Below are 20,690 nucleotides of genomic sequence, written 5' to 3' on the forward strand. Positions count from 1 at the left end.
TCCCGACCCGGCTTAGCAGCAGCGGTTGCGTTGAGGGCGATCGCCCATGGCTGCAAGGCGCAGCATATCGTCGCGCAGCCATTGGCCGTTGGCGTTCAGGGTGGTGTCGAGAACCGCCACGACCCACTGCGGCAGCGCCGGATTCAGCCGGTAATAAACCCACTGGCCCTGACGCCGGTCCAGCAGCAGCCCGCTGCTGCGCAATTGCGCCAGATGCCTTGAGATTTTGGGCTGGCTGTCATTCAGCGCGCACATCAGCTCACACACGCACAGCTCACCTTCTTGCACGATGAGCAGCGCCGAGCGCATGCGGGTGGCATCAGCCAGACATTTAAAAATCGCCGGAGGGGAAAAATCGTCCGTCATCTCGCATCGCCTTGCATATGGGAATCCGAATATATGAATTTCCATATGTAATAACAACCAGGATAAACCGCACAGGTCAGTTGCGGGTGCTGCATCCTTCAGGCTTGTTCACTCGGGTTTTGGATGCAGGCTTGTTGCCCAGCTTGTTGTCCGGCCGACGCGGCCGCACCACCAACTCGCCGCCGCAGTTAGGACAAAGCCCGCCCAGCTTTTGCTCCGAACAGGAGGCGCAAAACGTGCATTCGAATGAACAGATCCGCGCAAGGGACGAATCAGGCGGAAGGTCACAATCACAGCATTCGCAATTGGGGCGTAATTCGAGCATGAGCACCTCGGCTGGACGAAAACATTCGTTGTTGCAGTTAAGACGCTTCCAACAAAAAGCCAATCGTTAATTTGCGCGTAAAAATGCCGGAGCTGTGCGTGAGATCAAAACCTTCTATCTGAATGAATGGCACTTTTTGATTTTCACGCCTTCATATCTTGATCAGCGCTCCTTTCAAAGCGTACACAGAGAGCCCCGTCACACGGCATGCCATACGAATCCAGCTCCCCGCCAACGCCTTCGGTTTTGCACGAGCTCCGCTCCGGCACCCAGACCCTGCATGTCGCGCTTGAGAAGCGCCTGCCGTTTTTCTCGGACAGTCTTGACCTGCAACGTTACACACGCTTGCTGGCGGCCTATTACGGGTTCTACCAGGCCATGGAGAGCAGGCTTGCAAACAGCCCCTTGATCCCGCCGGGCTTTGACCTGCACGCACGCCTCAAGACTCAGGCCCTGGAGCAAGATCTGCAGGCCCTGGGCATCAATCCCGGGACACTCTCGCTGTGCCCGTCCCTGCCGCAGTTGAACAGCGAAGCCAGTGTGCTTGGGGTTTTATATGTGCTTGAGGGTGCCACGCTGGGCGGCAATATCTTGCGCAAACAAATATCCGAGCGCCTGGGGCTGCAAGCCCATGACGGTGGCGCCTTTCTCTATGTATATGGCGAAGCCACCGGCCGCAACTGGAAATCGTTCCTGGAGTTTCTCTGCGCAATGCCGCTGGACGCCGGGGCACGCGCCGAGGCCGTCAAGGCGGCCTGTTTTACTTTCAGCTGTTTCGAGCAATGGTTAGAACGTCAGGAGGTGTTGTTATGAACCCACTGGATACTGAAGCTTTTGAAGTCTTGCTGGCCAACTGCGCTGACGAGCCCATTCGTTTTCCGGGGGCCATTCAGCCCCACGGTATTTTGGTGACCCTCTGCGGTCCCGAGCTGCTCATCCAGCAGGTCAGTGCCAATGTCGAGACGCTGTTCGGCATGCTGCCTGCAGCCCTGTTGAATCAACCGCTGTCGATGCTGACCGGCCCGCAGGCAGCCGCCGCGGTGCAACAAGCCAGCCACTTCGTCGAGCAAATCGATATGCCGCCACTGGAGCTGAATCTGCAGGGGCTGACCTGGGAGGGCTTGTTACACCGCAGCAACGGCACCCTGATTCTGGAACTTGAGTTAAAGCCCGATGAAACCGAGCTCAACAGCACGATGGCCAAAGTGCGCAACCTGAGCCGCGTACTGCAACGCCTGCAGGCGGCCAGGACACTGCCCGCGCTGTACGAAATCTGCGTCAGCGAGATTCAGGCCCTGACCGGGTATGACCGGGTACTGATTTACCACTTTCATGAAGAGGGTCACGGCCAGGTCATCGCCGAAGCCTCAGCCCCTGCGATGGAGCTGTTCAACGGCATGTTCTTTCCGGCCTCGGACATCCCGGTGCAGGCGCGCGAGCTGTATCGCACCCATTGGCTGCGCATCATTCCCGACGCGGCCTATGAGCCGGTACAGCTGGTCCCCAAACTGCGCCCAGACACGGGGCAAGCCCTGGACCTCAGCGGAGCGGCCTTGCGCAGCGTGTCGCCGATCCACTGCCAATACATGCAGAACATGGGCGTACTGTCTTCGATGAGTATCTCCCTGATGGATGGCGAACGGCTCTGGGGCCTGATCAGTTGCGGTCATCGCACCCCCCTGCATGTGCCGCACGAGCTGCGCATGGCGTGCCAGACTATTGGCCAGGTCCTGTCCTTACAGATCAGTGCCTTGCAAACCCTGGAAATCAGCCGCCAGCGAGAAGCAAAAATAGACGCTCTGGTGCACCTGAACAGCGCCATGGAGCAAGGCCCGGAAAATGTGTTCGACGGTCTGGCACTGGAGCCACGGTTGTTGATGGAACTGACCCGGGCCAGCGGTGTAGCCATCATCGAAGACAAAGTGCTGCACCGTTATGGCCAATGCCCGCACCCCGAACAAATCCGTGATCTGTACCGATGGTTCAAGCAATCCGGCGACCCTGTATTTTCCACCCACAGCCTGTCGACGGTTTATGCCCCGGCCACCGAGTACAAGGACGTCGCCAGCGGCCTGTTGGCCATGTGCCTGCCCAAGCCTGTGGACAATGCCGTGCTGTGGTTTCGCAGCGAGATCAAAGAAAGCATCCCGTGGAGTGGCGACCCGAATAAACCTCTGAACCTGGAACACAGCGCTACCGGTTTGCGACTGAGCCCGCGCACCTCGTTCGAGCTGTGGAAAGTCGAGGTGGACGGTATCTGCGAAAAATGGAGCCACGGCGATTTGTTCGCCGCCAACGACCTGCGTCGCTCGGCACTGGAAAACGACCTGAGCCGTCAGGTTCTGCGCGAGCAGCAGGCAGTACGGGCGCGGGATGAGTTGGTGGCGGTGGTGTCACACGACTTGCGCAACCCCATGACCATCATCTCCATGCTGTGCGGGATGATGCAGAAAACCTTCAGCAGTGACGGCTCCCATGCTTCACGGCGCATCACAACCGCCATCGACACCATGCAACAGGCCACCAGCCGCATGAACATCCTGCTCGAAGATTTGCTCGATACGTCCAAGATAGAAGCCGGGCGCTACACGATCTCCCCCCAGTCACTGGACGTGACCCAGATCTTTGAAGAAGCGCTGTCGTTGCTGACGCCATTGGCCACCGACAAGGGGCTCGAGCTGACCTTCCACTCAGAGCCCGATCTGAAAATCCATGCCGACCCCGAGCGTCTGTTCCAGGTGCTGTCGAACTTGATCAGCAACGCGATCAAGTTCACCCCTGCTCAAGGCACCATCAAAGTGGCCGCCATAACCAGCGGAGACGACATTGTGTTCAGCGTACGCGACTCCGGCAAAGGCATCCCGGCCGAGCAACTGCCGCACATCTTTGAACGCTACTGGACGGCGAAGGAAGGAAATACCTCTGGCACTGGCCTTGGGCTGTACATCTCTCAAGGGATCATCAAGGCCCACGGCGGCCTGTTGAGTGCACAAAGCACCCTGGGCCAAGGCAGTGAATTCCGCTTTACCGTGCGCCGCGTAGAGCCTGTCGAAGGCAGCCAGCTCCCACAAGAGCTGGCCTGACATCACCTGACCTTAGCTGAACGCGTTGATAAACCAGGTGATCATGGGGATGGCCACAATGTCGATCAGCACTGCGCCGCATAACGGCACGATGATGAAGGCTTTGTAGGAGAACACTTTGTAGTGGTCACAGATGGCACCCATGTTGGCCACGGCATTGGGTGTCGCTCCCAGACCGTGCCCCATGAAGCCTGCACACAGGACTGCAGCGTCGTAGTTGCGGCCAAACAGGCGGAACAGGACGAACACGCAGAGCAGGATCATGATCACCACTTGCACCACCAGGATCACCAGCAGCGGCAACCCCAGCTTCTCCAGTTCCCAGAACTTGAGACTCATCATGGCCATGGTCAGGAACATGCCCAGGCTCACGTCGCCAATGGTGCTCACGGCATGATCGGGCATCTCTACAGCCTGGGTGCGGTCATTGATATTGCGCAGAATGATGGCCACGAACATCGCGCCCACATAGCTCGGCAGTACGATGCCCAAATGCTGCTGCAAGCTGCCGCCCAGCCAGAAGCCCAGGACCATGATCACCACGATGCAGGTCAGCAACCGCAGCAAGGTCGCAGCATCCAGAGCCGCCGGCGGGGTGTGGACCACTTCTTCGAAAGCCTTGAGGTTGCCCACTTCCTCCGCCTTGACCGTCAATTTGTTGCGCTCGATCAACCAGCGCGCCAGCGGACTGCCCAGCAAACCGCCGGCCACCATGCCGAAGGTCGCGGCCGCCAGAGCGGCAGTGGTCGCGCCTACCGCACCGAGGTTCTCGGCAATCGGGCCGAACGCGGCCGCGGCACCGAAACCACCTTCCAGCGACACCGCACCGGCCATGATCCCCAGCAACGGGTCGATACCCAGCAGCTTGGCTACGCTGACACCCACCACGTTTTGCACCAGGGCCAGGCCCCAGCACGCACCCAGGTAGATAAACAGCAACTTGCCGCCCTTGCGCAGCAGCCCCAGGCTTCCCCCCAGGCCGACGGTGGTGAAAAACGCCACCATCAACGGCGTTTGCAGGCTGGTATCGAGGGTCAGGTCGAGCAGTTGCCGATCACGTAACAGCCAGATCACCAAGGCAAAACCAAAGCCGCCAATCACCGGTGCCGGAACACAGAGTTGGCGCAGCCAGTAGCTGCGTTTTTTCAATTGGGCACCCAGGCCCAGCAGGAGCAGCGCGAGAGCAAGGGTGCTCAACGCATCCAGTTCGAATGTCAGCATGGCGAATTTCTCTTTTTCTTATGATTCAACAAGCGGTTTCAGGGATATACGGAAAAACTCAATCAATCAGGCTGGCGAGCAGACGCGCGCCGATACGGGCGGTTCGGTTATCGGTGTCCAGGCTCGGATTGAGCTCGGCAATGTCGGCCATGCGCAATTTGCCGCTGGCTTTGGCATGGCGTACCAGATGCTCGACGATCTGCATGTCCACCCCATGGGCAGACGGCGCGCTGACCCCGGGCGCCTGGCTGGCGGGCAAAACGTCAAGACAGATGGTCATGTAGAGGTGGTCGACCTCTTGCAAAAATTCGTCGATCAGGGCTTCGCAGGCAGAGATGTCCCAGCTGTTCATCTGCCGGTCGAGGCGGTAACGCACCTTCAGTTGCTCGGCCTGTTCAAACAGCGCAGCGGTGTTATTCAGCTGGCTGACGCCCAGGCAACAGTAGGTAAAGGGCATGTCGGCACGCTGGCAATACTCGGCAATCTGCCGGAAAGGAGTGCCCGAGCTGCTTTGCCCGGCATGCCGCAAATCAAAGTGGGCATCGAAGTTCAGAACCCCGATCCGCGCCTGCGGACTGCGCTGACGCAAGTGATCGGCCAGACCGCTGAAGCTGGCAAAGGCGATTTCATGGCCGCCACCCAACCCCAACGGCAAGTGCCCCTGGTCGAGCAGGAAGCTGACGTGGGAGGCGTAGATCTGCTGTGCGCCTTCAAGGTCGCTGTCGGTACAGCCCACATCGCCCGCGTCATACAGCGGCGCCTGGCCGTGCCAGGCCAGATTGGCCAGGGCCTTGCGCAAGGCCGGCGGCCCCAGGCGGGCACCGGTGCGGCCTTGATTGCGCTTGACCCCTTCATCGCAGGCCAGTCCGATCAGTGCCGCGCCCGCAGGCTGGCTCCGGGCAAAGGGCTTGACCCATTGATGCCAGCGCAGTGCGCCCTGCCCTTCGGCAGCGTCTACGCGGCCTGTCCACACCTGCATCTCGGGAACCATGGTCATGCTTGAAACTCCAGTCAAATTCAGTCGAGCCGGGCGCTCAGGCGCAGCGCTACATCCTGGGTCCAGCGGATCAGGCGTTCACTGCGGTGTTGTGCCCGGATGGCCGGGGCCATGAGGCTGATAGCACCCAGCAGGCGGTTGCGGCTGTCGACCACCGGCGCACTGACGCCCCAGATGCCATCGTCAATTTCACTCAGGCTCACGGCATAGCCGGTCGCGCGAATCTCGGCAAAATTGCGCTGATAAGTGGCGATTTCTTCACTTTCGATGCCCTGCGCCTGAAGAATCGACAGGCTTTGTGCCTCATCCATGTACGCCAGTAACACCCGTGCCGAAGCACCGACCAACAGCGGCTGGGCCAGCCCTTTCTGGTAACAGCAGCGCAGCGGTTGCGGGCTGTCGACCAGCTCTATGCAAATCGCCTGGCCATTACTCGGCACCATCAATGCCACGCTTTCCTGGCTCTGTTCGGCCAGGCGCTTGAGTTCAGCCTTGGCCAGCGTCACCAGCACGGCTTCGCGATCGAACTTCTTGGCCAGCTGCAAACAGGCAGGCCCCGGCAAATAGCGGCCCTGACCGTTTTCTTCGGCCAGGCCCCAGCGCAACAGGGTCTTGAGGTGTCGATAGGTGCTGCTGAGCGGCTGTGACAGCTGCTCGGACAGTTCTTTGGCGGAGATCGCCTCGCCGGATTGCCCCAGGGTGACGAGGATCTGCAGCAAACGATCAGTGGGCGTGTTGTAGTTCATATCGGCCTCATGCTCTTGCGGGCATGGTGCACGGAGTTTCCCATTAGCTGAAACTTGATTCCCACTGAGTGGGAAAAATCCGCCAGATAACGATCAGCGGTAAGCAATTCACCTGCTTGCGCCCACAAAAAAGGCCGCCATCCTGAGGGATGGCGGCCCGCTGTACTGAAGGTGGAACGCCGTCCTGGCGTCAGTTCAGTACGGGTGCCCCCAACTTCTCGATACGTCGGCGACGTGCCACCAACAGGCCCGCCACTACCACCAGAATGCTCAGCAAACCGGTGGCCATGATTTCAACTCGATGCGCTTCCTGGAACAGCATGATGGTCAGGATGGCGACGATAAACACGATGACCGCCCAGGTCAGGCCCGGGAACAGCCACATTTTGAAGGAGATGGTCTCACCCTGCGCCGTACGCTTCTGACGCATGCGCAGTTGCGAGATGGCAATCACCAGGTACACCAGCAGCGCAATGGCGCCGGAGCTGGCCAGCAGGAACTCGAACACGGCTGCCGGTGCGACATAGTTGGCAAACACGGCCAGGAAGGCTGCACCGGTAGACATCATCACCGCCCAGTAAGGGGTGCCGCTGGCGTTGGTACGCTTGGCAGCCGCCGGCGCATCACCGCGTTTGCTCAGGGAGTAGAGCATGCGCGACGAGGTGTAGAGGGCCGAGTTCAGGCAGCTGGTAACCGCGATCAGAACCACGATATCGACGATCAGCTTGGCATTCGGAATGCCCATGCGATCAAGCACGGTCTGATAGGAGCCGAACTGGGCCAGGCCCGGATCGTTCCACGGCACCAGTGCCACAACGATGAAGATCGACACCAGGTAGAACAAGCCGATACGCCAGATCACCGAGTTGGTGGCCTTGGTGATCTGCTTGCTCGGGTCTTTGGATTCAGCCGCCGCGATGGTCACGATTTCCGTGCCCATGAACGAGAACATGGTGGTCAGCATGGCGGCCAGCACAGCGCCCATGCCGTTGGGCATAAAGCCCATATTGTCCACCAGATGCGAAACGCCGCTGACCTGACTGTTTGGCAGCAGGCCGAAAATCGCCATTAGCCCCAAAATGATGAAGCCGATAATCGCCAGCACTTTGACCAGCGCAAACCAGAACTCGAATTCGCCGTAGTTCTTGACGCTGAACAGGTTGGTCGCGGTCAGCAACAGAGTGATGACCAGGGTAAATACCCAGATCTCCGTACCGGGGAACCACGCATGCAGGATGGTGCCGGCGGCGACGGCTTCCAGCGGGATGACCAGCACCCAGAACCACCAGTACAGCCAGCCAATGGTGAAGCCGGCCCAATGCCCGATGGCACGGTCGGCGTAGGTGGAGAACGAACCGGTGTCAGGGGATGCGACGGCCATTTCGGCCAGCATGCGCATCACCAGCACCACCAACGTACCCGCTGCGGCGTATGCCAGCAGCACTGCAGGACCCGCCTGTGCAATCGCGTGTCCGGAGCCGACAAACAGACCGGCACCGATGACCCCGGCAATCGACAGCATGGTCACATGCCGTGGTTTGAGCCCTTGCTCCAGGCCGTTAGGAGTTTGCGTATTGCTCATTGGGACTACCTTTGCAGTGAAAGCCATTCCGAGCGCCGCGCCTGCTTACCTTCTCGTAAAAAGTAACCAACGGGGCGTTTAGAATTATTTACGCAATAAATGAGCCAAAATGTGACAAGTGCACGGTTTGCGCGGGCTGCATCGATTCATCTCTGGCGTTGCAACCCGTTGAGAGTAATGGCTTTTTGCCAAAGCGTTACCGTAACACTCAGTCACAAGCACCAAAACGCACCAAAAATACTCAAAACTGCCCGTATGGCCCAAAAGCGGTGCGCATCTGTGCCCTTTAGTAGGTTCACGCTTCCAACACAGGGCCAAAGCTGGCAACATCGCGACCTTTTTTAAGCGACACCTGTCTGGCCGAGCGGCAAATTACAGGGTCGGTTGTTGTCCGCGCGACAGTCTGCTGTCGGGATGCGACAAACGGCCACCCTCTCGCCTTTTGTTCCTTTAGAGCAGCTGGTTGCCTTTGTGGCCCTATGCTAGCTTGGCCGCCACACAGCAGGATCGCTCCCGAACACAATGAGGAACGCACATGGCTTTGGCCACGCCCGCGCTTGAAATCCGCAACTTGCATAAACGCTACGGCGAGCTTGAGGTACTTAAAGGTATCTCGCTGACCGCACGCGACGGTGACGTGATCTCGATCCTGGGTTCTTCCGGCTCCGGCAAGTCGACCCTGCTGCGCTGCATCAACCTGCTGGAAAACCCCCATGAGGGCCAGATCCTGGTCGCAGGCGAAGAACTCAAGCTCAAGAAAGCCAAAAATGGCGAACTGGTCGCAGCCGACGGCAAGCAGATCAATCGCATGCGCAGTGAATTGGGTTTTGTATTTCAAAACTTTAATCTGTGGCCGCACATGACCATCCTCGACAACATTATCGAGGCTCCCCGTCGTGTCCTGGGCCAGAGCAAGGCTGAGGCAATCGAAGTTGCCGAAGCGTTGCTGGCCAAGGTCGGCATCGCCGAAAAACGCCATGCCTATCCGTCAGAATTGTCCGGCGGCCAGCAACAACGTGCCGCAATTGCCCGCACATTGGCCATGCAGCCCAAAGTAATCCTGTTCGATGAACCCACATCGGCACTTGACCCGGAAATGGTCCAGGAAGTACTTAGTGTTATCCGCGCGCTCGCCGAAGAAGGTCGCACCATGCTGCTGGTCACCCACGAAATGGGCTTTGCCCGTCAGGTGTCTTCGCAAGTCGTGTTTTTGCACCAGGGCCTGATCGAAGAGCAAGGGTCGCCAGAACAGGTGTTCGACAACCCGGTTTCAGCGCGCTGTAAACAATTCATGTCCAGCAACCGCTAACGGAGCAACACGAATGCAAAACTATAAAAAGCTTCTCCTGGCCGCTGCCGCCAGCCTGGTATTCAGTGCCAATGCCCTGGCTGTTGATAAGTACAAAGTGGGGATCGAAGGGGCCTACCCTCCGTTCAACAACAAGAACGCCAGCGGGCAAGTGGTCGGTTTTGACTACGACATTGCCATGGCCCTGTGCGCCAAGATGAAAGCCGAGTGCGAAGTTGTGACCTCGGATTGGGACGGCATCATTCCCGCACTGAACGCCAAGAAGTACGACTTTATTGTCTCTTCCCTGTCGATCACTGACGACCGCAAACAGGCTGTCGACTTCACAGACCCGTACTACTCCAACAAACAGCAGTTCGTAGCCAAGAAAGGTGTCGATTTCAAAACCGACATTGAATCGCTGAAAAGCAAAAAACTGGGCACCCAGCGCTCAACCCAGGCCGCAACGTGGCTGGAAGATAACGTGGGTGGGGACATCGCCTTGTACGATACCCAGGAAAACGCCTATCTCGACTTGTCCTCGGGCCGTGTAGACGCACTGCTGGCTGACAAGTACGCCATCTATGGCTGGTTGAAGGATGATCCGGCGGGCAAGGACTATGAGTTCAAGGGCAACCCGATCAACGAAGACGACAAGGTCGGCATTGCTTTGCGTAAAGGCGAAAGCGACTTGCGTACCAAGTTGAACCTCGCGCTCAAAGAAATCAAAGAAGACGGCACCTACAAAAAGATCAACGACAAGTATTTCCCATTCAGCATTGAATGACCTGCCTGACCGGCGCGCCGCAAGGCTGCGCCGGTCCCTAGCAAAGCCTGCCTAATTTATGACTATCGACTTATACGGATTCGGCCCGGCGCTTGCCGCTGGCGCGCTGATGACCGTCAAACTGGCACTCACTGCGTTGTGTCTGGGCCTGGTGCTCGGGTTGCTCGGAGCACTGGCCAAAACTTCGTCCTACAAACCATTGCGATGGCTGGGCGGCGCGTATTCGACTCTGGTGCGCGGCGTTCCGGAGCTGCTGTGGGTCTTGCTGATTTACTTCGGCAGCGTGAATGCCGTACGTGCCCTCGGCGAATTCATCGGCATGCCCGACCTCACCCTCAGTGCCTTCGCGGCGGGTGTGCTGGCTCTGGGACTGTGCTTTGGCGCTTACGCCACTGAGGTTTTCCGCGGTGCCATTCTGGCCATCCCCAAAGGCCACCGCGAAGCGGGCCTGGCGCTGGGCCTGTCGAGGCCGCGGATTTTCAGCAAGCTGGTGCTGCCGCAAATGTGGCGTATTGCCCTGCCCGGCCTGGGCAACCTGTTCATGATCCTGATGAAAGACACCGCGCTGGTATCGGTCATCGGTCTGGAAGAAATCATGCGTCAGGCACAGAACGCCGTGACCTTCGCCAAACACCCGTTCACCTTCTACATGGTGGCTGCCGTGATGTACCTGGGCCTGACCGTACTGGCCATGGGTACCATGCATGTGCTTGAAAAACGCGCGGCGCGCGGCTTTGTGAGGAGAACGTAATGCTCCTGGAACTCTTCATCAAGTGGCTGCCCAAGCTGATTCAGGGCGCAACCCTGACACTGGAGCTGACTGCCCTTTCGGTCATCGCCGGTCTGATTGTCGCCATTCCACTGGGTATCGCCCGCTCATCCAGCCTGTGGTACGTGCGTTCGCTGCCCTATGCCTACATCTTTTTCTTCCGTGGCACGCCGCTGCTGATCCAGCTGTTTCTGGTCTATTACGGCCTGTCGCAGTTCGATGTAGTGCGTGAAAGCGTGTTGTGGCCGTACCTGCGCAGCCCGTTCTGGTGTGCGGTGATCACCATGACCCTGCACACCGCAGCGTACATCGCCGAGATCCTGCGCGGTGCAATCCAGGCCATCCCGCCGGGTGAAATCGAAGCCGCACGCGCCCTGGGCATGTCGCGCTTCAAGACCCTGGTGCATATCGTGCTGCCCCGTGCTGCGCGTATCGGCCTGCCGGCCTACAGCAACGAAGTGATCCTGATGCTCAAGGCCAGCTCGCTGGCGAGCACCGTGACCCTGCTGGAACTGACCGGCATGACCCGCACCATCATTTCCCGCACCTACCAGACGGTGGACATGTTCCTGATAGCCGGTGTGATCTATCTGGTGATGTCGTTTGTGCTGATTCAGGGCTTCAAATTGCTGGAGCGCTGGTTGCGCGTCGATGCCTGCCAGGGGCGTTAATCACAAGGGCGAGCCCCTGCTCGCCCGCTTCGAGGCACTGGACAGGTTTTTGCGCGACCACCAGCACCTGTGGCGCCCACGGCCATTCACCGAACTGAATATGCCGTGGGAAGCGCAACATCCCGAATTGGCCCTATGGCTGCGCGGGCGCTCCCTACAAGACGCCGAAGCCAGTCACAACCAGCCCCAATACCTGTCTGCCCCCGCGCCGTTCCCGCAACTGGCCGCCACCTCCCTCGCCCTCGGCAGCGTCGAGCGCCTGCCCGGGCAAGCCCTGGCACCGGCCCCCCAGCGCTTGCAAGTGGACGTCCCGGGCCGCAAATGGCAGCAAATAGAAGCCTTTGCCCAAAGCCTTGACTTCAGGCAGGCCCCCGTTCACTGGCTGGACTGGTGCGCGGGCAAAGGCCATTTGGGACGCCGGTTGTTAACCGGTGAGCAGCAGCTGACGTGTCTGGAATACGACCCGGCCCTGATCGACGCAGGTCAGGCACTGAGCCAGCGTCACCACTTGCCGGCCCGGCACGTACAACAGGACGTCCTCGCCCCTGACGTCGAATTACACCTGCGGGCCGACATGACCCCCGTCGCCCTGCATGCCTGTGGTGATCTGCATGTGCGCCTGCTGCAACTGGCCAGCGCCGCGGGTTGTGCACAACTGGCGATCTCGCCCTGCTGCTACAACCGTATCAGCGCCACCCACTATCAGCCGTTATCCACAGCGGCCCGCACCTCGACCCTGCGCCTGTCACTGCAGGACCTGAGCTTGCCGATGAGCGAAACCGTGACCGCCGGCAGCCGGGTGCGGCGCCAGCGCGATGAGTCAATGGCGCGACGCCTGAGCTTCGACCTGTGGCAACGCCAGCACCGTCAGTGCGACCAGTACTTATCCACACCCTCGCTGCCCGGCACCTGGCTCAATAAGCCTTTCGCTCAATACTGCCAAGACCTGGCGCAGCTGAAGAACTTATCCACAAACGGCGAAGAAGACTGGCCTGCACTTCAGGCAGCAGGCTGGAAACGGCTGGCACAGGTGCGCAATCTGGAGCTGGTACGCGGGCTGTTCCGCCGCCCGATGGAACTGTGGCTGGTGCTGGATCGGGCCTTGTACCTGAGTGAGCGCGGCTATGAGGTGCAGCTTGGGGAGTTCTGCGACAGCCACCTGACCCCGCGCAATCTGATGTTGCTGGCCCAGCGCTGTGGATAACTTGTGGGAGCCCCGCTCCCACAATGATTGGCTGCGGTTTACGATCCGCGATAGGTCGAGAACCCGTAAGGGCTCAGCAGCAACGGAATGTGATAGTGCTGATGCGCATTTTTCACTTCGAAAATCACCGGAATTTCCGGAAAGAAAGTATCCCGCCCCGCTTTTTTGAAGTACTCGCCGGTTTTGAAAACCACCCGGTACTGACCCGCTTCCATTGCCTGTTTCTCCGGGAACAACTCGCCGATGCGCCCCTGTTCGTTGGTCACACCCTGTGCCAGCGGCTGCCAGTTCTGGCCAACGTGTTTTTCCAGGGTTACGTTAACCCCTGGCGAAGGCAGGCCGTTTTCAAGGTTGAGCACATGCACGCTCAAAGGGTTGCCAGCCGCCAGTGCCAGGCTCGATATTGCACTCAGGCTCAAGGCCGTCAAAGTGATTCGCAAAGCTTTCATCGGTCTTCCTCAATGGTTAATAAACACTCAACTCAGCGTTGAGTCGTCAGGCCAATCTGTTCGGCGGCCTTGATTGCGCAGGCCTCGTCCTGCTCCGCACCACCGGCCCCCGCCACACCCAGCGCGCCCACCAGCTCACCGTCTGCAAACAGCGGCACACCACCGCCCAGCAGCAACAATTCAGCAATGGAGTTGAGGTTCGCAGCTTCGGGATTGCTGCGCGCACGCTCGGCAAACAGACGGGTCGGGGTTTTGCTCGACAGCGCGGTAAAGGCTTTACGCTGGCTGGCCAGCAGGTTGTGCGGGCCTACCGCCTCGGGGCGCATGGCCGTCAGTACGTTGCCACCGCGATCCAGCACGCTCAGCGCACCGGAGCAGTGCTGGAGCGTGGCATCGGCCAGCTGGCGGGCGGTGGCCAGGTCCAGATCAGCATGACGCGCCAGGTTTGGCGCAGCCTGGGCCGCACCGGCAACGCCCATCGCAGTCCATAACAGCAAAGTTTTCAGCATCATCGGCAAGCTCCTTAACGAGTGCCGACACCTTAGCCAGAGTGCTCCGTCAAAACCCCGTCAGTTGCATTACAAGTTTGTAATAGGCAACGCCACAGAAGACGCCTAGCCTGTGCAGACGATTGATCGAGGTGTGCGATGCGTTTGTTACTGGTTGAAGATGAAGCCAAGACGGCCGATTTCCTGGCCAAAGGCCTGGGCGAGTCAGGATTTGCGGTAGATGTGGCGCTGAACGGGCTGGACGGACGCTATTTTGTTGAGCAGCAGGAATACGACCTGATCATCCTGGACGTGATGCTGCCGGGGCTCAACGGCTGGCAACTGCTGCAGTTGATCCGTCAGCGTGGCGCCACCCCGGTACTGTTTCTGACCGCCAAGGACGCCATCGAAGACCGGGTTCGCGGCCTGGAACTGGGGGCCGACGATTACTTGCTCAAACCCTTCGCCTTTGCCGAATTACTGGCCCGGGTGCGCACCCTGCTGCGTCGCGGGCCGTTGCGCGAGGCCGAGTCTTACACCATTGCCGACCTCGAAATCGATGTTCTGCGCCGGCGCGTCAGCCGTGGCGGTCAACGCATCAGCCTGACCAACAAGGAGTTCGCATTGCTGCACCTGCTGGCCAGCCGCCAGGGTGAAGTGTTATCGCGCACCTTGATCGCCTCCCAGGTCTGGAACCTCAACTTCGACAGTGACACCAACATGGTTGAAGTCGCCGTACGCCGCCTGCGCTCCAAGGTCGACGACCCGTACATGCCAAAACTTATCCACACCGTACGCGGTGTCGGCTACCAGCTCGAAGCCCCGGATGAATAGATCCATCGCCTGGCGTCTGGCCCTGGCGATTGCCTTGACCTGCGCTCTGGTGCTGAGTGTGATCGGAGTGTTTCTGTATCGCTCGCTGGCCTCGGAGCTGACCTTTCGCGACGATCAGGCACTGCTCGGTCGTCTCGAGCAGGTCCGGGCCCTGCTGCACGACAGCGACAGCCTCGAAGCCCTGCAGGAGCGTCCGCGCCTGTATCAAAACATGCTGGGCAATCTGGACAGTGTGTTGCTGGTCAAACGTAGCGATGGGGGTCGGGTCATCGCCATCAATCCGCATCAGCAAGCACTGCCCGAACTGACACCCATTGCTCAGGATTCGTCGCCGCTACGGTCTGACATCCAGACTGTGGATAACATCGCCTTGCTCACAGGGGTGGCACAAGGCCCGGGTGACGAGCGCTTGATTGTCACCGTCGGCAAACGCCTGCAAGAGCGTGAGCAAATGCTCGCCAGCTACCGGGGGCGTCTGTACATGGCGGTAGGCTTTGGCGCAGTACTCGCCTTCGGCCTTGGCTTGCTGCTGTTGCGACGCGGTCTGGTGCCTCTGCGTGAACTGGCGCAGGCCATGCGCGACATCACCCCCCGCAGCCTCGATCAGCGCATGCCCGCCGACAATGTTCCGGCAGAGCTGAAAGAGCCCGTACAGGCACTTAACGCAATGCTGGTTCGCCTCGAAGACAGCTTTGGCCGACTGTCACAGTTCTCTGCCGACCTGGCCCACGAAATTCGCACGCCGCTGCACAACTTGCTGGGCAGTAACAGCCTGGCACTGAACCAGCCACGCAGCCCGGACGAGTATCAGGAACTGCTGGCGTCGAATATCGAAGAGTACGAACGGCTGAACCGCATGGTCGAAAACCTGATTTTCCTGGCCCGTGCCGATCACGGCCAACGGCCCCTGCAACTGCAAACCCTGGACTTGCAGACCGTGGGCGAGGAGTTGTGCGATTACTTTGAGGCCTTGGCAGAAGACCGTCAGTTACAGCTGAACAACTCACTGACAGGGGTGCTGAACGTCGACCAGCAGTTGCTGCAACGGGCCCTGGGTAACTTGCTGGCCAATGCCGTGCGCCATGCCGAAGCCGGGACAACCATCACCTTGCAACGCCGTGATGACGCCCAATATTGCTGGGTTGGCGTACATAACCAGGGCCCGCCCATCGACCCGCAACATCTGGACAGACTGTTCGACCGGTTTTACCGCGTCGATCCCTCCCGTGCAGAACCCGGTGACAGCGGCGGGCTGGGGCTGGCGATCGTACGCTCGATCATGCTGTTGCATCACGGACAGGTGCGGGTACGCAGCGACGCTCAGGGAACGTTGTTTGAGCTGGGGTTCCCGGCGTTGCCCATGAGCGCTTGAAAGGTCAGCGCGTCGTTGATGGCGAAACCGCTGGCCGTGTTATCGAAAATGAACCAGTACTCGGTCGTAGACGCTGCGCCCATGAGCACCTGTTCTGCCAGCGCCCTGAGTCGGGCTACGCCATATTCACTGTGATAAATGTGCGGCGAGCCATGCAGGCGCCAATATTGCACCCCAGGCCACCCGCCCGTTTGAAAGCCCGTGCTTAATACCGCCGGATCAGCGGCAACCTGTCCGATATGCAATGTCTGTAACAGCTCATCGGCCGCCAGCCATGAGTCGTTACGCGGCTCCAGCACCAATGAACCTTTGTACCGAAGGCGCACCTCCTGGAAAAACGCCCGTGCAATCTGCGGTTCATACATCAACCCGGGCGGTAATTGCACCAACACACAGCCCAGGCGATCGCCCAACTGCGTGCATTGCGCAAAAAAACTGTCCAGCTCCTCTTCGCAGCTCTGCAAGCGCCGATCATGGGTGATCGATTTGGCTAATTTGACCGAGAATCGAAAGTCCGGCCCTACGCTGTCAGCCCACCGCTGGTAAGTCTGCGCACGGTGGGGCCGGTAAAATGAACTGTTGATTTCCGTGGCCGAAAAGCGCCCGGCGTAACGCTGCAAATGCGTACCGTCACTGGCAAAACGTGGCCAGTATTCACGGCCGATGCTCCATCCGGCGCAGCCCACGAATATGCGGTTCAAAACAACACCGCAGCGGCATCGCGCATGAAGATTTCCACAGTCTTGGGCCCCACACCGTCGAATTCCAGCAAGCGACGTTCCAAGGTGTGGCGATCTTTACCGGTACTACAGAGGGCGGCGAATTTACCGTCATATTCATCGAGCAGTTTCCTGGCCAGGGCAGACAGACGGGTGGCGGTAGTTTCGTCGTAACGCACGTAATGTGCCTTACCGAGAATCGACACCAGTTCCCGATGGGAAAGCTGCGCCAGACGCCGGGCCGAGTCACAGCCGTGCTCTTCGACCAGAACCTGATAAGCCCTGGCGGCAATCGGTGCCTGTATTCGCTTGCCCATCAAAAAACTGGCAACGAACCATTTGAACAGGGCGGTCTCATCGCTGGCCTGCAACCTGATGCCCAGATCGTTGGCGGTGATCACTTCAGTCATGACGCGCTCCCTCATCAGCCCTGTGTAGATATGAAAAACACCAGGTGCGGAAGTTCGTTTTTTCGGGTCCGCTGACGCGCGCGTAAAAATAGTCAGTTATCAGGGGTTTACAACTAAAAACATCCGGGTATACTCGTCGCCCATAACGCCGGTATAGCTCAGTTGGTAGAGCAACTGACTTGTAATCAGTAGGTCCCGAGTTCGACTCTTGGTGCCGGCACCATACAAGGTTCCAAAGACAGCCAACACAGTCTTTGAAACCACCGAAAAACCCGCCTTCTGGCGGGTTTTTTCGTTTTGGGGTTCCAGGCCTGGCGCTAAAAGGACGCCCGTTAACTGCTAGCTATTGTGCAGATGCTTTTTCAGGAACGACCGGGTTCGCTCCTGAACCGGGTTTTGCAGGATCTCGCCCGGCGCCCCTTCCTCGACCACAACCCCGCCGTCCATAAAGATAATCCGGTCTGCAACTTCGCCTGCAAAACGCATTTCATGGGTGACGATCAACATGGTCATGTTCTCCGCGGCGAGCTGCTTCATGACCAGGTTGACCTCTTCGACCAGCTCGGGGTCCAGCGCCGATGTGGCCTCATCGAACAACATGACTTTGGGCTGCATTGCCAGTGCCCTTGCGATGGCAACCCGCTGTTTCTGTCCGCCAGAGAGGCGGGAGGGATATTCATCAAATTTGTCGGCCAGTCCGACTTTTGCCAAATATTCCAGCGCCAGTTCACGCGCGGCTTTTTTCGTCAGCCCCTTGAGCTTTAGCGGGCCCAGCGCAATGTTTTCATATACGGTCAAATGCGGAAATAAATTGAAGTGCTGGAAGACCATGCCCATTTGCTGACGCACGGCATTTATATGCTGTTCATAGGCACGGCCTTTCAATGGCCGGTTAACTTGTTCTCCATCTAACCAGACCTCGCCATCATTCAGCACTTCCAGGTGATTGATGGAGCGCAGCAGTGTGCTTTTGCCAGATCCACTGGGGCCGATGATGGCGATGATTTGCCCGCGAGCGACACAAAGATCTATGCCCTTGAGTACTTCTAGTGCTCCATATGCCTTACGGGCACCCTTGACCTCAACCATATATGTATTATTGATCATCGTGACATCTCTACTTTCTTTTCGAGAAGATGCAGGCCGGCTTCGAGAACAAGATTGGCCGCGTAATAGATAACCGCAACAGTCAGATAAAACTCGAACGGGCTATAAGTTTCGCTGACTGCCAGTTGCGCGCTGTATACCAGCTCTGCAATCCCGATCATTGACACCAGTGAAGTGTCCTTTAACAGGACAATCAGATTATTTCCCAGCGGCGCAAGGGTCCTGCGCAGTGCTTGCGGCACTATGACGTAACACTGGGTCTGTCCACGGCTGAGACCGATAGAACGGGCACCTTCAATCTGACCGGGGTCAACCGAGACCACGCCGGCACGTATCACGTCGGCATTGTAGACAGCGAAGTGCAGGCTAAGGCCAATGATCCCGGCCACCGGTGCAGGAATATCGATGCCCACTTGCACCAGACCATAATAAATCACGTACAACTGCAAAAGCAGTGGCGTGCCCATGAGCAGCCACGTCATAAAACGCACGGGAAATGCCACAACTTTGGGGGCATAAAGAACGATCAGTGCAAAGGCGATCCCGGCCAGCAGACTTATTACGCTGGACGTTACAAACATTATTAGCGTCCACCACAGCCCCATCGCCAGCATCTCGGAATAGGGTGTAACGATACTCAGATCCAGGCTTTGCATATGAATGCTCTCACCTTGCCGCGAAGCGATTGTCGAGATAATCCACAATAAATCTGACCGAGTAGACCATCACAATATAAAGCAGTGCCGACACCATAAAGATTTCGAATGGCTTGTAGGTTGAACTGATAAAGCGTTGCGCCGTATATGAAAGTTCAACCACAGAGATCGTCGACACCAGTGCAGACCCTTTAATCAGTGCGACAGCGTTAACCCCCAGCGGCCGGATCATTAACTTTGCAGCTTGTGGCAGGGTGATGAACCATAACGTCTGGCTGCGCCCGAAACCAATTGAACGTGCAGCCTCTTCCTGGCCAGGGTCCACGTTGGAGATGGCGCCACGAATGGATTCCGCCATATAAGCGGCGATGTTCAGGCCCAAACCTATGACACCTGCCGCAAACGGCTCCAGTTCAATTCCGATCTGCGGGCCGCCGAAGTAGATGATGAACAGCTGAACCAGGCAGGGGGTGCCACGAAAAACACTGATGTAGAGCCTTGCCAGCCAGCGAAATATGAGGACTGTGGATAACCGCGCAGCCACCAGCACGATGGCCACCAGAAAACCAAGCAACAGTGCGAGCACGGAGATTTGCACCGTAATCCAGGCCGCCTCCAGGAAAAACGGAAATGTGCGCTGTATGAGAGTCAAATCCATGGGCACGCTCAGAAAAGTCAGATGACTGGCCCGACGACGAGTCGGGCCAGGCTAACGCCGAATCAGCGGATATCTTTGCCAATCCACTGCATCGAGATCTTTTCGTAAGTACCATCGGCGAGCATGTCTGCAAGCGCGCCCTGCAGCGCCGCCTTGAGCTCGGGGTTATTTTTGCGCAGTGCAATGCCCATGCCTTCAATCCCGCCATCGCTCTGCGGTGGCGTAATGATGCGCACCTTCTGCCCGGTTTCCTTGACTGCGACCAGCACCGGAACGCTGTCCATCACTATCGCATCGATACGCCCGGCATCCAGATCGACCAGCATTTCGGGCAGACCTTTATAGGCTCGCACCTTCAGGTTGCCGCGCGCCCTGGCCCATTTATCGTGGGCATCCCCGAGCGTGACGCCAACCACCACATCTTTAAGGTCATCAAGGCCTGTGATCGAAGAGTCATCCTTCACCACGATCGTGCGGCCCGCATGGTAATAAGGCCCCACGAAATCCACGGCCCTCTGGCGTTCCGGGGTAATGGTCATGGAGGCGATAATGGCGTCATATTTTTTCGCCAGCAGACCGGCAATTATCCCGTCGAACGGCGTGGTAATAATCTTCACCTTTACCCCCAGACGCTCGGCCAGGGCCTCGCTGATGGAGGCATCGAAGCCGACAATCTGGTTCTGCTCGTTGGCAAAGCTGAAGGGAGAGTATTGGCCGCTCATCGCGATACGGATTTCTTTGGAGTCCTGGACCGACGCCAAATCATCGGCCTGAACAGCTGACGTGCAAAACAGGGCCGCAGCCGCAACTGTGGACGCGGCAATCAATTGCTTGAGCTTTGTAGTTAGCATTGGAGGCACCTTGGAAGAATTGTTTTTTATTTTTCTTGGGATTACTCACCCAGCCTTCACCAAAGCTTTGCATAGGTCATTGCGCAAAGCACCCTGCAAGGTGTCAG

23 protein-coding genes and 1 tRNA gene are annotated in these 20,690 nt (G+C 58.4%); 10 read left to right on the forward strand and 14 right to left on the reverse strand.

Translation table 11 applies throughout. The annotated features are described in order from the left end of the window. Positions 1-12: 12 nt before the first annotated feature. Both FEZ21_RS02410 and FEZ21_RS02415 read right to left on the reverse strand, forming a co-directional pair. Entirely contained in the window at positions 13-366 is a 354-nt protein-coding gene (locus FEZ21_RS02410) for a metalloregulator ArsR/SmtB family transcription factor (protein ID WP_003438539.1), read from the reverse strand. A gap of 76 nt (positions 367-442) precedes the next feature. Continuing rightward, positions 443-691: a DUF1272 domain-containing protein gene (locus FEZ21_RS02415; RefSeq protein ID WP_160626366.1), complete on the reverse strand. Its 249-nt coding sequence runs from the start codon at positions 689-691 to the stop codon at positions 443-445. Positions 692-898: 207 nt separating this feature from the next. On the opposite strand from FEZ21_RS02415, the gene FEZ21_RS02420 reads away from it, so the two are divergent. Next, positions 899-1,504, forward strand: a complete 606-nt coding sequence (locus tag FEZ21_RS02420; RefSeq protein WP_160626368.1) for a biliverdin-producing heme oxygenase — start codon at positions 899-901, stop codon at positions 1,502-1,504. After that, complete coding sequence (locus tag FEZ21_RS02425) at positions 1,501-3,774, forward strand: ATP-binding protein (RefSeq protein WP_003438530.1); 2,274 nt, start codon at positions 1,501-1,503, stop codon at positions 3,772-3,774. The genes FEZ21_RS02420 and FEZ21_RS02425 overlap by 4 nt, the downstream gene beginning before the upstream one ends. A gap of 12 nt (positions 3,775-3,786) precedes the next feature. On the opposite strand, the gene gltS is transcribed toward FEZ21_RS02425, so the two are convergent. From gltS to gabP, 4 genes are all read right to left on the reverse strand, one after another. Next, a complete protein-coding gene (gene gltS, locus FEZ21_RS02430) occupies positions 3,787-4,995 on the reverse strand; it encodes a sodium/glutamate symporter (protein WP_003438528.1) in 1,209 nt (402 codons plus the stop codon). A gap of 58 nt (positions 4,996-5,053) precedes the next feature. Continuing rightward, the gene (hutG, locus tag FEZ21_RS02435; RefSeq protein WP_127195685.1) at positions 5,054-5,992 is read right to left on the reverse strand and encodes a formimidoylglutamase; all 939 of its coding nucleotides are present in this window, start codon (positions 5,990-5,992) and stop codon (positions 5,054-5,056) included. Positions 5,993-6,012: 20 nt separating this feature from the next. Continuing rightward, a complete protein-coding gene (locus FEZ21_RS02440) occupies positions 6,013-6,738 on the reverse strand; it encodes an IclR family transcriptional regulator (RefSeq protein WP_160626370.1) in 726 nt (241 codons plus the stop codon). A gap of 190 nt (positions 6,739-6,928) precedes the next feature. Then, positions 6,929-8,320: a GABA permease gene (gene gabP / locus FEZ21_RS02445; RefSeq protein WP_010656840.1), complete on the reverse strand. Its 1,392-nt coding sequence runs from the start codon at positions 8,318-8,320 to the stop codon at positions 6,929-6,931. A gap of 535 nt (positions 8,321-8,855) precedes the next feature. On the opposite strand from gabP, the gene FEZ21_RS02450 reads away from it, so the two are divergent. The 5 genes from FEZ21_RS02450 to FEZ21_RS02470 are packed head-to-tail and all read left to right on the forward strand — an operon-like array spanning position 8,856 to position 13,039. Beyond that, positions 8,856-9,629, forward strand: a complete 774-nt coding sequence (locus FEZ21_RS02450) for an ABC transporter ATP-binding protein (RefSeq protein WP_003438521.1) — start codon at positions 8,856-8,858, stop codon at positions 9,627-9,629. 13 nt (positions 9,630-9,642) lie between these two features. Then, positions 9,643-10,395: a transporter substrate-binding domain-containing protein gene (locus FEZ21_RS02455; protein WP_003438520.1), complete on the forward strand. Its 753-nt coding sequence runs from the start codon at positions 9,643-9,645 to the stop codon at positions 10,393-10,395. 58 nt (positions 10,396-10,453) lie between these two features. Continuing rightward, the gene (locus FEZ21_RS02460) at positions 10,454-11,146 is read left to right on the forward strand and encodes an ABC transporter permease (RefSeq protein WP_003438519.1); all 693 of its coding nucleotides are present in this window, start codon (positions 10,454-10,456) and stop codon (positions 11,144-11,146) included. Beyond that, positions 11,146-11,835, forward strand: a complete 690-nt coding sequence (locus tag FEZ21_RS02465; protein ID WP_003438518.1) for an ABC transporter permease — start codon at positions 11,146-11,148, stop codon at positions 11,833-11,835. The genes FEZ21_RS02460 and FEZ21_RS02465 overlap by 1 nt, the downstream gene beginning before the upstream one ends. Next, positions 11,816-13,039 carry a methyltransferase gene (locus FEZ21_RS02470; protein ID WP_160626373.1) on the forward strand — a complete coding sequence of 408 codons (1,224 nt, stop codon included), beginning with the start codon at positions 11,816-11,818 and terminating at the stop codon, positions 13,037-13,039. The genes FEZ21_RS02465 and FEZ21_RS02470 overlap by 20 nt, the downstream gene beginning before the upstream one ends. Before the next feature lie 38 nt (positions 13,040-13,077). Here the strand turns inward: FEZ21_RS02470 and uraH are convergent, their stop codons facing one another. Beyond that, positions 13,078-13,488 carry a hydroxyisourate hydrolase gene (gene uraH / locus FEZ21_RS02475; protein ID WP_160626375.1) on the reverse strand — a complete coding sequence of 137 codons (411 nt, stop codon included), beginning with the start codon at positions 13,486-13,488 and terminating at the stop codon, positions 13,078-13,080. Between the two features lie 32 nt (positions 13,489-13,520). Beyond that, positions 13,521-14,000 carry a heme-binding protein gene (locus FEZ21_RS02480; protein WP_003438506.1) on the reverse strand — a complete coding sequence of 160 codons (480 nt, stop codon included), beginning with the start codon at positions 13,998-14,000 and terminating at the stop codon, positions 13,521-13,523. 135 nt (positions 14,001-14,135) lie between these two features. Here FEZ21_RS02480 and FEZ21_RS02485 point away from each other — a divergent pair, with 135 nt between their 5' ends. Further along, entirely contained in the window at positions 14,136-14,810 is a 675-nt protein-coding gene (locus FEZ21_RS02485) for a heavy metal response regulator transcription factor (RefSeq protein ID WP_010656843.1), read from the forward strand. Beyond that, positions 14,803-16,182, forward strand: coding sequence for a heavy metal sensor histidine kinase (locus tag FEZ21_RS02490; protein ID WP_003438498.1), 1,380 nt, complete (start codon positions 14,803-14,805; stop codon positions 16,180-16,182). The genes FEZ21_RS02485 and FEZ21_RS02490 overlap by 8 nt, the downstream gene beginning before the upstream one ends. On the opposite strand, the gene FEZ21_RS02495 is transcribed toward FEZ21_RS02490, so the two are convergent. Together FEZ21_RS02495 and FEZ21_RS02500 are read right to left on the reverse strand one after the other, a co-directional pair. Further along, a complete protein-coding gene (locus tag FEZ21_RS02495; RefSeq protein ID WP_373683714.1) occupies positions 16,131-16,874 on the reverse strand; it encodes a DUF72 domain-containing protein in 744 nt (247 codons plus the stop codon). The genes FEZ21_RS02490 and FEZ21_RS02495 overlap by 52 nt on opposite strands. 5 nt (positions 16,875-16,879) lie before the next feature. Next, a complete protein-coding gene (locus FEZ21_RS02500) occupies positions 16,880-17,311 on the reverse strand; it encodes a DNA methylase (protein ID WP_010656846.1) in 432 nt (143 codons plus the stop codon). Positions 17,312-17,458: 147 nt separating this feature from the next. Between FEZ21_RS02500 and FEZ21_RS02505 the strand changes: the two genes are divergently transcribed. Next, positions 17,459-17,534, forward strand: a tRNA-Thr gene (locus FEZ21_RS02505). 116 nt (positions 17,535-17,650) lie between these two features. On the opposite strand, the gene FEZ21_RS02510 is transcribed toward FEZ21_RS02505, so the two are convergent. The 4 genes from FEZ21_RS02510 to FEZ21_RS02525 form a co-directional block, all read right to left on the reverse strand. Further along, the gene (locus FEZ21_RS02510) at positions 17,651-18,418 is read right to left on the reverse strand and encodes an amino acid ABC transporter ATP-binding protein (protein WP_003438455.1); all 768 of its coding nucleotides are present in this window, start codon (positions 18,416-18,418) and stop codon (positions 17,651-17,653) included. Then, positions 18,415-19,074: an amino acid ABC transporter permease gene (locus tag FEZ21_RS02515; RefSeq protein ID WP_160626380.1), complete on the reverse strand. Its 660-nt coding sequence runs from the start codon at positions 19,072-19,074 to the stop codon at positions 18,415-18,417. The genes FEZ21_RS02510 and FEZ21_RS02515 overlap by 4 nt, the downstream gene beginning before the upstream one ends. 10 nt (positions 19,075-19,084) lie before the next feature. After that, a complete protein-coding gene (locus tag FEZ21_RS02520) occupies positions 19,085-19,732 on the reverse strand; it encodes an amino acid ABC transporter permease (protein ID WP_003438446.1) in 648 nt (215 codons plus the stop codon). A gap of 62 nt (positions 19,733-19,794) precedes the next feature. After that, positions 19,795-20,583, reverse strand: a complete 789-nt coding sequence (locus FEZ21_RS02525; RefSeq protein ID WP_160626383.1) for an ABC transporter substrate-binding protein — start codon at positions 20,581-20,583, stop codon at positions 19,795-19,797. Between the last annotated feature and the right edge of the window lie 107 nt (positions 20,584-20,690).

Origin of the sequence: Pseudomonas sp. 9.1(2019), from assembly GCF_009910445.1 — a bacterium.
Classification (GTDB): Bacteria; Pseudomonadota; Gammaproteobacteria; order Pseudomonadales; family Pseudomonadaceae; genus Aquipseudomonas; species Aquipseudomonas paraversuta.

Excerpts from the sequence above, each read along its gene's own strand:
- FEZ21_RS02525 (WP_160626383.1), bottom strand. The coding sequence starts at position 20,583 with ATGCTAACTACAAAGCTCAAGCAATTGATTGCCGCGTCCACAGTTGCG.
- FEZ21_RS02450 (WP_003438521.1), top strand. The coding sequence starts at position 8,856 with ATGGCTTTGGCCACGCCCGCGCTTGAAATCCGCAACTTGCATAAACGC.
- FEZ21_RS02455 (WP_003438520.1), top strand. The coding sequence starts at position 9,643 with ATGCAAAACTATAAAAAGCTTCTCCTGGCCGCTGCCGCCAGCCTGGTA.
- FEZ21_RS02520 (WP_003438446.1), bottom strand. The coding sequence starts at position 19,732 with ATGGATTTGACTCTCATACAGCGCACATTTCCGTTTTTCCTGGAGGCG.
- FEZ21_RS02440 (WP_160626370.1), bottom strand. The coding sequence starts at position 6,738 with ATGAACTACAACACGCCCACTGATCGTTTGCTGCAGATCCTCGTCACC.
- FEZ21_RS02485 (WP_010656843.1), top strand. The coding sequence starts at position 14,136 with ATGCGTTTGTTACTGGTTGAAGATGAAGCCAAGACGGCCGATTTCCTG.
- FEZ21_RS02410 (WP_003438539.1), bottom strand. The coding sequence starts at position 366 with ATGACGGACGATTTTTCCCCTCCGGCGATTTTTAAATGTCTGGCTGAT.
- FEZ21_RS02510 (WP_003438455.1), bottom strand. The coding sequence starts at position 18,418 with ATGATCAATAATACATATATGGTTGAGGTCAAGGGTGCCCGTAAGGCA.
- FEZ21_RS02465 (WP_003438518.1), top strand. The coding sequence starts at position 11,146 with ATGCTCCTGGAACTCTTCATCAAGTGGCTGCCCAAGCTGATTCAGGGC.
- FEZ21_RS02500 (WP_010656846.1), bottom strand. The coding sequence starts at position 17,311 with ATGACTGAAGTGATCACCGCCAACGATCTGGGCATCAGGTTGCAGGCC.
- FEZ21_RS02515 (WP_160626380.1), bottom strand. The coding sequence starts at position 19,074 with ATGCAAAGCCTGGATCTGAGTATCGTTACACCCTATTCCGAGATGCTG.
- hutG (WP_127195685.1), bottom strand. The coding sequence starts at position 5,992 with ATGACCATGGTTCCCGAGATGCAGGTGTGGACAGGCCGCGTAGACGCT.
- uraH (WP_160626375.1), bottom strand. The coding sequence starts at position 13,488 with ATGAAAGCTTTGCGAATCACTTTGACGGCCTTGAGCCTGAGTGCAATA.
- FEZ21_RS02480 (WP_003438506.1), bottom strand. The coding sequence starts at position 14,000 with ATGATGCTGAAAACTTTGCTGTTATGGACTGCGATGGGCGTTGCCGGT.
- FEZ21_RS02415 (WP_160626366.1), bottom strand. The coding sequence starts at position 691 with ATGCTCGAATTACGCCCCAATTGCGAATGCTGTGATTGTGACCTTCCG.
- FEZ21_RS02470 (WP_160626373.1), top strand. The coding sequence starts at position 11,816 with ATGCCTGCCAGGGGCGTTAATCACAAGGGCGAGCCCCTGCTCGCCCGC.
- FEZ21_RS02490 (WP_003438498.1), top strand. The coding sequence starts at position 14,803 with ATGAATAGATCCATCGCCTGGCGTCTGGCCCTGGCGATTGCCTTGACC.
- FEZ21_RS02420 (WP_160626368.1), top strand. The coding sequence starts at position 899 with ATGCCATACGAATCCAGCTCCCCGCCAACGCCTTCGGTTTTGCACGAG.
- gabP (WP_010656840.1), bottom strand. The coding sequence starts at position 8,320 with ATGAGCAATACGCAAACTCCTAACGGCCTGGAGCAAGGGCTCAAACCA.
- gltS (WP_003438528.1), bottom strand. The coding sequence starts at position 4,995 with ATGCTGACATTCGAACTGGATGCGTTGAGCACCCTTGCTCTCGCGCTG.
- FEZ21_RS02425 (WP_003438530.1), top strand. The coding sequence starts at position 1,501 with ATGAACCCACTGGATACTGAAGCTTTTGAAGTCTTGCTGGCCAACTGC.
- FEZ21_RS02460 (WP_003438519.1), top strand. The coding sequence starts at position 10,454 with ATGACTATCGACTTATACGGATTCGGCCCGGCGCTTGCCGCTGGCGCG.